The organism is Euzebyales bacterium (genome assembly GCA_035461305.1).
Taxonomy (GTDB): Bacteria; Actinomycetota; Nitriliruptoria; order Euzebyales; family JAHELV01; genus JAHELV01.
Map to the genome: position 1 here is coordinate 1 of DATHVN010000159.1, position 2733 is coordinate 2733.

General features: G+C 70.8%; 3 protein-coding genes. All 3 read right to left on the reverse strand.

The genetic code is table 11. The features are described 5' to 3' along the window. Window positions 1-1447, reverse strand: a 1447-nt coding sequence (locus VK923_15095; GenBank protein ID HSJ46000.1) for an ATP-binding protein, incomplete at its 3' end; no start/stop codon positions are given. A 104-nt stretch (window positions 1448-1551) separates the two neighbouring features. After that, window positions 1552-1734 (reverse strand): hypothetical protein, encoded by a 183-nt coding sequence (locus VK923_15100; protein ID HSJ46001.1) that lies wholly within the window; start codon window positions 1732-1734, stop codon window positions 1552-1554. Window positions 1735-1739: 5 nt separating this feature from the next. Continuing rightward, window positions 1740-2733, reverse strand: a 994-nt coding sequence (gene dapE / locus VK923_15105; protein ID HSJ46002.1) for a succinyl-diaminopimelate desuccinylase, incomplete at its 5' end; no start/stop codon positions are given.

Genomic DNA, 2733 nt, shown 5'->3' on the forward strand with positions numbered 1-2733 from the left:
TACCGGTGCCGATGGCGCGGATCAGGTGCTGGATCTCCGCATTGGCGAGGACCCGGCGCAGCTGCGCCTTCTCGACGTTGAGCACCTTGCCGCGCAGAGGCAGGATCGCCTGGGTCTGGCGGTCCCGCGCGAGCTTCGAGCTGCCACCGGCCGAGTCACCCTCGACGACGTACAACTCGCACTCCTCGGGGACCCGTGACGAGCAGTCCGACAGCTTGCCCGGCAGGCCGGCCGACGACGTGTCGAGCAGACCCTTGCGGCGGGTCAGCTCGCGGGCGTGGCGGGCCGCCTCGCGGGCGCGAGCCGCCAGCTGCGCCTGCTTGCAGATGCGCCTGCCCAGCGTGGCATTGGCGTCGAGCCACGACTGCAGGCCCTCGTTGACGCAGCGCTCGACGAAGCCGCGCATCACGGCGCTGCCCAGCTTGGCCTTGGTCTGCCCTTCGAACTGCGGGTCGGGCAGCTTGACGCTGAGCACCGCGACCAGGCCGTCCCGTAGATCGTCACCGGTCAGCGCCGGGTCCTTCTTGCGGAACGCCCGGTTGGCCTGGCCCCACCGGTTCAGCGTGCCGGTCAGGGCCTTGCGCAACCCCTCTTCGTGGGCGCCGCCGTCGGGTGTGCGGATGACGTTGACGTAGCTGCGTAGCCGCTCATCGACCCCACCGGCCACCCACGTCAGGGCGACGTCGGCCGCAAGCGCCTGCCCCTCAACCTGCTCGGCCTGGCGCAGCATGATCGGTCGGGTCAGGATCGCCTCGTCGTCACCGACGAGCTGGTCGACGAAGTCCGCCAGGCCACCCTTGAAGGAGAACGACTCGCGCCGGCCGTCACGCATGTCCGCGAACTCGATCCGCAGACCTGGGTTGAGCAGACACGTCTCGCGCAGCCGCGTCACGATGCGGTCGGCGTCGAACGTGGTCCCGTCGAAGATGTCGGCGTCTGGCCAGAACCGCACCGTGGTCCCGGTCTTCGTGCTCCTGCCGACCCGTTTGAGCGCGGCGGTCCGCGCTCCCCTGGCGAACGCGATCTGGTGCCGGCCGCCGTCTCGGCACACCTCGACCTCGGCGCGCGAGGACAGGGCGTTGACGACCGAGACGCCGACGCCGTGCAGGCCTCCTGAGACGGCGTAGGACTGCGTGTCGAACTTGCCGCCGGCGTGCAGCGTGGTCATGACGACCTCGACGGCGGGCCTGCGTTGCTTGGGGTGCGGGCCGATCGGGATGCCACGCCCGTCGTCGTGCACCTCGACACCGCCGTCGCCCAGGATCGTGACGCCGATCCTGCGCGCGTGCCCGGCGAGATGCTCGTCGACCGCGTTGTCCACGACCTCCCACACCAGGTGGTGCAGCCCCCTGGCGTCGGTCGACCCGATGTACATCCCGGGTCGCTTGCGGACCGCCTCGAGACCTTCGAGGACGGCGATCGACGTCGCGTCATACTTCGCGGGCACGGCTGGCAACGGCTCCTCGTGTCGATGTCGGTCACGCTGCAGTGTGCCGTGCCGACGCGCGTTCGCCTGTCAGGCTCGACGCGGGATGGTCGCGGTGCGCCGGCCTAGAACAACAGCAGGTACATGATGACCACCAGCACCACGACTCCCGCGAGCAGCGACAGCAGGCGGAACGTGCGGTTGTCGTCGACCCCGGCCTCGGGGTGAGCATCCATGAACTGCTGGAACGATGCGGTGTCGGCCTCGTCGGGCCCGTGGTCGGTCGGCGTCTCGTCGTGGGACGACATGTGTCTCATCCTCCGTCATGTGATCCGGCCGTCAGGAATGTCGTGAGCACCGCGCGGGCGCGCGCGAGATTGGCCACGGGGACGTGCTCGCCCGCCTGGTGCGCCTGACCGGTCAGGCCAGGACCGTAGTTCAGGGCAGGCACGCCCGCCGCGGCCAATCGGGCGACATCGGTCCAAGCCTGCTTCGCAGACACCCGGCCACCCGCGGCCTCGATCACGGCCCGGACGAGCGGATGGTCGCGGTGCGGCGGTGCCGGTGGTGCGCGGTCGACCACATCGACGACGAGCCGCCCGCCACCGAGGTCGGCGAGCAGCACCCGCAGCTCCGCCTCCGCCTCGTCGAGGGTGCGGTCCGGCGCGAACCTGAAGTTGACGTTGACAGTGAACCGGTCGGGCACGACGTTGGGGGCGTTGTCGGTCCACGCACGGGTGGCGGTCAGCACGTCGTGGAACGCCAGCCCGTCGACCTGCCGATCGACGGGGTGACGCGCGTCGAGCGCCGCGAGCAGCGGCGCCGCCGCGGTCAGCGCGTTTACGCCGTGCCACGGGCGCGCCGAGTGGGCCGCCCTGCCGTGCACGGTGACATGGGCGTGAAGCCCGCCCGTGCAGCCGAGCTGGACCTCCAGGTCAGTGGGCTCGAGCACGATGCCCAACGAGGCGTCGCTGAGCCGCGGACGTGCCTCGAGCACCTGCGCGAGCTCGTTGCCGTCGGCGGGTCCCTCCTCCCCCGCGTACGCGACCAGCTGCAACTGGTACGGACCGTCGCGCAGCACGGGGTCCTCGAACAGGTCCATCGCGACGGCGAGGCCGGCCTTCATGTCACTGGTCCCGCGGCCGACGACCCTGTCACCGTCGACGCGCCCCGGCAGGTCACCGTCGTTCGGTGGCACGACGTCGGTGTGGCCGACCAGCAGCACGACCGGCCGATCATCCAACGGCCTGCCGACGACGAGCGAGTTGCCGATCCGGTCCACGTCCTCACCGCCGCGCTCGTAGCGC

What these genes read in the sequence shown, in the direction of transcription:
- VK923_15100 (HSJ46001.1), bottom strand. Translation starts at nt 1,734, where the DNA reads ATGTCGTCCCACGACGAGACGCCGACCGACCACGGGCCCGACGAGGCC.